The organism is Yinghuangia sp. YIM S09857 (assembly GCF_051388915.1).
Lineage (GTDB): Bacteria > Actinomycetota > Actinomycetes > Streptomycetales > Streptomycetaceae > Yinghuangia.
Genome location: NZ_JBPKBH010000025.1, coordinates 14,041 through 20,819, shown reverse-complemented (window position 1 = coordinate 20,819; position 6,779 = coordinate 14,041). Strand labels below are relative to the sequence as shown.

General features: G+C 70.5%; 7 protein-coding genes. 5 read left to right on the top strand and 2 right to left on the bottom strand.

What is annotated here, in order from left to right:
* Positions 1 to 472: 472 nt before the first annotated feature.
* Complete coding sequence (locus tag ACRX5S_RS35440) at positions 473 to 1,186, top strand: GntR family transcriptional regulator (protein WP_436777336.1); 714 nt, start codon at positions 473 to 475, stop codon at positions 1,184 to 1,186.
* A 239-nt stretch (positions 1,187 to 1,425) separates the two neighbouring features.
* Here the strand turns inward: ACRX5S_RS35440 and ACRX5S_RS35435 are convergent, their stop codons facing one another.
* Complete coding sequence (locus tag ACRX5S_RS35435; RefSeq protein ID WP_436777335.1) at positions 1,426 to 1,857, bottom strand: hypothetical protein; 432 nt, start codon at positions 1,855 to 1,857, stop codon at positions 1,426 to 1,428.
* Positions 1,858 to 2,054: 197 nt separating this feature from the next.
* Here ACRX5S_RS35435 and ACRX5S_RS35430 point away from each other — a divergent pair, with 197 nt between their 5' ends.
* Together ACRX5S_RS35430 and ACRX5S_RS35425 are read left to right on the top strand one after the other, a co-directional pair.
* Positions 2,055 to 2,573 (top strand): phosphatase PAP2 family protein, encoded by a 519-nt coding sequence (locus ACRX5S_RS35430; RefSeq protein WP_436777334.1) that lies wholly within the window; start codon positions 2,055 to 2,057, stop codon positions 2,571 to 2,573.
* A gap of 148 nt (positions 2,574 to 2,721) precedes the next feature.
* The gene (locus ACRX5S_RS35425; protein WP_436777333.1) at positions 2,722 to 3,513 is read left to right on the top strand and encodes a hypothetical protein; all 792 of its coding nucleotides are present in this window, start codon (positions 2,722 to 2,724) and stop codon (positions 3,511 to 3,513) included.
* Between the two features lie 68 nt (positions 3,514 to 3,581).
* Here ACRX5S_RS35425 and ACRX5S_RS35420 read toward each other — a convergent pair whose 3' ends face one another.
* Complete coding sequence (locus ACRX5S_RS35420) at positions 3,582 to 4,247, bottom strand: hypothetical protein (protein ID WP_436777332.1); 666 nt, start codon at positions 4,245 to 4,247, stop codon at positions 3,582 to 3,584.
* Between the two features lie 335 nt (positions 4,248 to 4,582).
* On the opposite strand from ACRX5S_RS35420, the gene ACRX5S_RS35415 reads away from it, so the two are divergent.
* Positions 4,583 to 5,092, top strand: coding sequence for a hypothetical protein (locus tag ACRX5S_RS35415; RefSeq protein ID WP_436777331.1), 510 nt, complete (start codon positions 4,583 to 4,585; stop codon positions 5,090 to 5,092).
* Between the two features lie 85 nt (positions 5,093 to 5,177).
* Positions 5,178 to 6,641 carry a flotillin family protein gene (locus tag ACRX5S_RS35410; RefSeq protein WP_436777330.1) on the top strand — a complete coding sequence of 488 codons (1,464 nt, stop codon included), beginning with the start codon at positions 5,178 to 5,180 and terminating at the stop codon, positions 6,639 to 6,641.
* Positions 6,642 to 6,779: the final 138 nt, after the last annotated feature.

The window sequence follows — 6,779 nt, the reverse complement described above, 5'->3', positions numbered from 1 at the left end:
TGCACCCGCGGACGGCCGCCCGCGCCCCCCCGCGCCGGCTCGCCCGCGCCGCCAGCTCCGGTTCGGCCGCGCAGCCCCGGCTCGCCCGCGCCGCCCGCGCGCCCGCACCGGCTTGGCCGCGCAGCCAACCCCGGCTCGGCCGCTACGTCCGGACCAGAGGGACGTCCCACTCGACGCCCGAAGCCCGACGCCCGACGCCCGACGTCCGACGCCCGAAGCCCGACGCCCGAAGCCCGACGCCCGACGGCCTCTGGCACCGGGCACCGACTTCGCCTCGGTCCCGGCTTTCGGTCCCCGGCAATCGGTATATTGAATTCACGTTCGCGAGGCAGACATGAGCGGACCACGACGCAGCGACGGCACGGGCGAGGGTCAGGCGTCCGAGCAGAGGAGAGCCGCCATCCGCGCGCAACGTCGAGTCCCCAAGGAACCCGGCAGCTCTCCGATCAACCGCCCGAGCAGCGGTGATCAGGTGGCCGACCACGTCCGCAGGCTGATCTGGAACGGCAAGCTCCGCAACGGCGACCACCTGCGGCAGGACGACCTCGCCAACGAACTCGGCGTCAGCCGCATCCCGGTGCGCGAGGCGCTGATCGCGCTGGAGCGTGAGGGCTGGGTGAGCCTGGAGCTGCACCGCGGCGCGTTCATCCGCGGCCTGGACGAGACCGCGGTCGGCGACCACTACGCCTTCCTCGGCGCCCTCTACGCGCTGACCGCCCGGCGGGTGACCGAGCGGGCCGAGGACTCCGCGATCGAGGCGCTCGAACAGGCCCAGATCTTCGCGGTCGCGGCGAACTCGGTCGAGGACTTCTCGTTCCACAACGACCTGTTCCTGCGGCAGTTCTTCGCCGCCGCGAACTCGCCGCGCCTGCTGTCGATCTCGCGCATGATGTCCGGTGTGGTGCCGGGCAGTTACTTCGCGATGGTCCCCACCGGACGGCAGATCCAGCAAGACGCCCTGGCGGCGGCGGTCGAGGCGCTGCGCCGCCGCGACGGGGACGCGGCGGCGGTCGTCTTCGAGGAGGCGATGGCGGCACACGGCCGGGCCGTTGTCGACGTGATGCGCGAACACCGCGGCGCGCCGGCCGAACCCTCGGAGACCGCCGCCGAGCCCGCCTCGGAATCGACCCCCGAACCGGCCCCCGAACCGGCCCGGAAGCGGGCTGCCAAGGGCAAGCGCACGTAACCCGCGGCGGCGGGCGGTCCCCTGGTATTCATCGGCGACGCCGCCGTCGTCGGACGCGTCGAACTCGACTGCGGCGCCCGGCTGGTCGTCAACCTGCGCGACACCGAACCGGCGGACTCCGGCTCCGCCTGCCCGTCGAGGAGTCCGTCGCCGACGCCGAGGACTGGGCCGTACGGCTCGACACGGCCGGAGTGCCTGCCGGGGTCAGCGCGGGAGGTTCATGCGTCAACCCGACCCGTTCAATGCTCCAAGTCCCGAGCCAGCTTCTCCCAGGGCAAGTTGCGCAGGGCTTCCGGCGCGCTCTCGTCCGACGGCGGCGTCGGCGTGTCCTGGAACCACACCACCACCAGGGCGGAGAAGTACCAGCCGGTGTTGTGCGCCGGATCGATCTCGTACGAGGTGAACGCGCCGAGGCAGGCCACACGCGGCAGTTCCTCGATCGGCTCGTCCCTGACCGTCATCGTCCCGCGCGGGGTACTGACCGGCGGTATGAGATGGACGGGCCAATGCGAGAACGTGTTCCCGGCAATCCGCAGCCGTGCGGCGACAAGACGCTCGTTGACCCGCTTGGTCGGCACGCCTTCGAGCATCCCGCCGTACGTCGACGACATCCGCAATTCCGCAAGTTCAATCCCACGCCGCGACGCCAGCGTGATCCGAGTCAACCCCATGTCCGAACTCTACGTCCCCCATTGCTTCGTGGGTCCGGCGCCAACCCCGCGGTACTGTTCGGGCGCGCGGTTGGTGGCGGTTCTGGGGAGGGGTGTGGTCGGTGGGTGGCGTGGGTGTCTCGGCGGAGGGGCGGCCGGCGGGGTGGGGGCGGGCTGCTCGGGTGGTGACCGAGGTGTTTGCGCCTGCCGTGTTGGTGGTGGGTGTTCTTCTGGCGGTCGGGTGGCACAGCACGCGGTCGTTGGCGGGGGTTGGGTGGGGGCTGCTCGGTGCGGTGTTCTGCGGGGTCGTACCGCTCGCGTTCATCCTGTACGGCGTGCGGCGAGGGTATTGGACCGACCGGCACGTCCGCGTACGCCGGCAGCGGGCGGTGCCGATCGTCGTGACGGCCGTCTCGGTCGGTGTCGGGCTCGCGGCGTTGGTGGTGATGGACGCGCCGCGCGAAGTCGTCGCGTTGGTCGTGGCCATGCTCGCCGGGCTGGCGATCGCCCTTGCGGTGACGGCGTTTTGGAAGATCTCCGTGCACACGGCGGTTGCGGGCGGCACGGTCACGGTGTTGATGCTGACGTACGGCTCGGCGGTCGCTGTGGCCGCGCCGTTGGTAGCGCTCGTCGGCTGGTCGCGCGTCGAACTGCGGGACCACACGCCGATGCAGACGATTGCGGGTGGAGCGGTGGGGGCATCGGTGGCCGCGCTGGTTTTTGCCCTGGTTCGGTGAGGCGGGGAGGGGGAGAGGTGCAGTGCGGTGCTCCCGAGAGCAGGCTCTTGGGGTGCGACCGAGCACGCCGCGGCGCCCTGTGCAGGGCCAAGGCGTCGGCCGGGGGACGCATATTTCAGGGGGATCCCTCACCGCTACTCAGTTGTAGATGACTACGGTCTTGTTCATGGATTCGCAAAATAGAGGTTTCAATTCGCCGCCCGGGGTACCCGGCCGCAGTCCGTGGCTGGTCACCGGGGTCACGGCTGTGGTGGCCGGGGGGCTCGTCGTCGGGTTGCTGTCGATGTCCGGCAACAGCGGTACGCCGACCGGGCCGATGGGCGCCAAGCCGACGATGCCGACGCTGCCGGACCTCGGCGGAACGAAGGGGACCGGCGGGAAATCGCCCGCCGCCGGTGCGCCGGGCAAGCCGACCGGCAAGAACGACTGGAACTCCGCGACCGGCGACAAGACGGTCTTCACCGCCGAGACATGGTTCCCGCCTACAGGTGCCCAGACGGTCGAGTCGCGGTCGTACCAGCATCTCGTGAGGCGGAACGGCTCGTGCATGGCGGCCGAGCCCGAGATGCGGACACTGATGACCGGTACGTGCGTCAAGGTCATCCAGTCGGTGTGGGCGAACCCCGGCAAGACGCATGTGGGAGCGCTCTCGGTGGTCTCGCTCACCGACAAGCCCGCCGCGACCGCCTTGCAGGACAAGCTGTCCGACGACCGCAGCAAGGGGCAGTACATCAACTTCCTGACGCCCCCGTCGAGTTCCGGCGTGAAGGTCCCGAGGACGGGGCCGTCGTGGGTGGGCACGACGGTTTCCGGCCACTACATGGTGATCGCCGAGGTCATGCGGGTGGACGGCGCGGAGAAGGACGCCACGTCGCGTGAGATGGTCAACGACCTGACCTCCGTCGCGATGGACTACATCAAAGAGGTCTCCACCGCGTGACGGCCGCTCCTTGCCGGGTGCGGCGGCGGTCGGCGTACGCCTGCCGGAGCCGCCGCGCCGGGCGCGGGTCACCGACCGCCGGGCGATGGCTCGTCCAACCCGTACTCCGGGACGGCAGAAGTCCCGTCGGCCTCGACCTTGAGGCAGCCGCGCTTCTCGGCGCTCTTGACGCACACGCGGAACCCGGTCGGGTGGTGTTCCGGGCTCACCAGGACGAAGCTGCGGTTGGCATTCGGCACGTTCAACTTCTGTGCCTCGTCCACTAGTTGGGGGATCCGGTGCCAGGCGATGGTGTCCAGGTCGATGAGCCTGTCGTCGGGCTCCACGGTCGCGCCCGAGTCGCCCGTGCGCCGGAACACGCCGTCGGCGTACGCGAAGAACGCCTGCCTGCCCGGCTCGGACGCCAACGGGACCAGGGCGCTGGCCGTGCTGCCGTCGATTTCGAGGAAGGCGACCTTGGCGGTGCCGGTGGCCTCGCGCAGAGCGGTCACGACGCGCTGCGCGCCCTCGGCGGTCAGCAGGTTTCCGGGGGTGACGCGGGGCGGGGGCGTCGGAGCCGGTGTCGACGGGGGTGCAGTCGCCGTCGTGGCCGAGCTCGTTGTGTCGGCTGAACTCTTGTCCCCGTCCCCGTCCCCGTCGTCGGAGCACGCCGCCGTCACCGCGACCGCGCACACGGCCGCGACCGTCCAGTGCCGCAGGCCGCCGAGCTGCCTTGATCGCCTACCGTAGGTCATACGCTTGCCGCCCTGTCGTGTCGTTGTCGTGCCGTGTCGTGTCGTTTGCCATGGTCAGCCGGTGCATTGTGGAACGCCGCATTCCGTTCCGGTGGCAGCATGGCCTGACAAGACGTGGGGTTTCACTGCCTGACTCCGGCAGTGAACGGCACGGTCCGCTGTCGTGGTTGTGCGCGCCGAGACGGCACGAACGAGGGCTGAAAGCTGCCGGGTTCTGGCAATGAACATCTGCCGCGGTGTCGGGACGATGTGACCGCCGCGCAGGCGAGGCGCAGCGCAGGCAGTCGCATCGAAGAAGCCGCACTGAGAAGACGCATCGAGGGAGGGCCGAACGGATGACCCTGTTTCTCGGTCTGGGCATCGCGGGGATCGTCCTGCTGGTGCTGTCCTTGGTGTTCAGCGGCGTGCTCGAAGGCATATTCGACGGTCTGTTGGACGGGATGTTCGACGGTCTGCTGTCCCTCCCGGTGATCGCCGGGTTCGTGTCGATGCTCGGCTTCGGCGGCGCGATCACGCTCGGCACCACGCCGCTCGGGACCGTCGGAGCCACCGGCGTGGGACTGGCGGCGGGACTCGTGACGGGCTGGGCGGTGTGGAGGTTCAGCCGCCTGCTGATCAATGACCCCGCCACCACCGCTCGCCGTGCCGGGGACCTCGTGGGTACGTCCGGCTCGGTCGTGACCGCGATCCCCGCCGAGGGCTACGGCGAGATCGTGCTGCGCCGGGGCGGCGAGCTGCTGAAGCTGGCCGCCAGGAGCAGTGCTCCCGTCGAGCGCGGCACCGAGGTCTGGGTGGAGTCGGAACTGTCGAGCACATCGGTGCTGGTCCGCCCTGTCCAGGGTTGATCTCGGTCGGCTGCACGAGATCACAGAAAATCCGAAAGCCACCACATCGAACTGCCGTCCCCCGGGAGGCAGGGGGGAATCCACCATGAGTCCAGTTGTCGGCGCAGTCATCGGAGTCGTCGTACTCCTCGTGCTGCTCGCCCTCGTCGTCATCACCCGCTACAAGGTCGCCGGCCCGAGCGAGGCGTTCATCGTCACGGGCCGCCGCGGCAAGAAGTCCGTCAATCCGGAGACCGGGATGGTCACCGTCGACAACAGCGGCCAGAAGGTCGTGGTCGGCGGCGGCGTGTTCGTGGTCCCGTTCATCCAGCAGAAGTTCTCCCTCGACCTGTCCAGCCGTCACATCCCCATCTCGGTGCGGGGCGCGGTCACGCTGCGCGGGGTCAAGGCCAACCTCGAAGGCGTCGCGATCGTCAAGGTCGGCGGCAGCGAGGACGCCATCCGCGCCGCCGCGCAGCGCTTCCTCCAGCAGCAGGGCGGCATCGTCGGCTTCACCCAGGAGGTGCTGTCCGGGGCGCTGCGCGCGATCGTGGGCCGGATGTCCGTGGAGGACATCATCCGCGACCGGGCCGCGTTCGCCGGGCAGGTCGCCGAGGAGGCGGAGGCCAGCCTGTCCGGGCAGGGCCTGATCCTGGACGCCTTCCAGATCCAGGACATCAGCACCGAGGGCTCGTACCTCGAAGACCTCGGACGCCCGGAGGCCGCACGCGCCAAGCAGGTGGCCGACATTGCGGAGGCCAACGCGCGCCGCGCGTCGGAGGAGGCGCGTCTCAAGGCCGAAGAGGAAATCGCCGTCGCCCAGCGGACGTTCTACCTCAAGCAGGCCGAGATCCGGGTCGAGACGGAGGCCGCCACCGCGCGCGCCAACGCCGCCGGACCGCTGGCCGAGGCGGCACGTCAGCAGGAAGTCCTCGGCGAGCAGGAGAAGGTGGCGCAGCGTCAGGCGGCGCTGACCGACCGCCAGTTGGACACCCAGGTCCGCAAGCCCGCGGACGCCGCCCGCTACCAGGCCGAACAGGAGGCCGAGGCCCGCAAGATCGCGCTGGTCAAGCAGGCCGAGGCGGATGCCGAACGCGCCCGCCTGACCGGTCAGGGCGAGCAGGCGCACCGTGCCGCGCTCGCCGAGGCGGTGCGGATCGAGGGCGAGGCGGAGGCCGCCGCTATCGCCGCCAAGGGCGCCGCGGAGGCGGCGGCCATGGACAAGAAGGCGGACGCGTTCGCCCGCTACGACAGCGCCGCGGTGATCCAGATGCTCGTCGAGGCGCTTCCGGAGATCGTCGCCAAGGCGTCCGAGCCGCTTGCCGCCATCGACAAGCTGACGGTCATCTCCACCGACGGCGCGAGCCAACTCCCGCGCACGGTCGCCGACAACGTCGCGCAGGGGTTTGAACTCCTCAACGCGGCCTCGGGGATCGACCTCGCGGAACTGCTCAAGGGCATCACCCAGCGCGTGGGGGCCGGGCCGGAGAAGCCCGCGTCCGCCGTCGGGGGCGGGCTGGGGTCGGCTACGGCGTCGGCGAACGACCACAAGCAGATCCGGGGGGAGTAGCCCGGTCGGCGTGGCTGCGTTGCCGTGGCCACGTCGGACCCAGACTGCGCAGCCCAGTCAACAGCCCAGCTGTTACAGGCCAGTCGTCACGGCCCGGTCGTCCGCTCTCGGGTGCGTCCCCGCCGGTCCCCGGAACCG

Excerpts from the sequence above, each read along its gene's own strand:
- ACRX5S_RS35435 (WP_436777335.1), bottom strand. The coding sequence starts at position 1,857 with ATGGGGTTGACTCGGATCACGCTGGCGTCGCGGCGTGGGATTGAACTT.
- ACRX5S_RS35425 (WP_436777333.1), top strand. The coding sequence starts at position 2,722 with ATGACTACGGTCTTGTTCATGGATTCGCAAAATAGAGGTTTCAATTCG.
- ACRX5S_RS35420 (WP_436777332.1), bottom strand. The coding sequence starts at position 4,247 with ATGACCTACGGTAGGCGATCAAGGCAGCTCGGCGGCCTGCGGCACTGG.
- ACRX5S_RS35415 (WP_436777331.1), top strand. The coding sequence starts at position 4,583 with ATGACCCTGTTTCTCGGTCTGGGCATCGCGGGGATCGTCCTGCTGGTG.
- ACRX5S_RS35410 (WP_436777330.1), top strand. The coding sequence starts at position 5,178 with ATGAGTCCAGTTGTCGGCGCAGTCATCGGAGTCGTCGTACTCCTCGTG.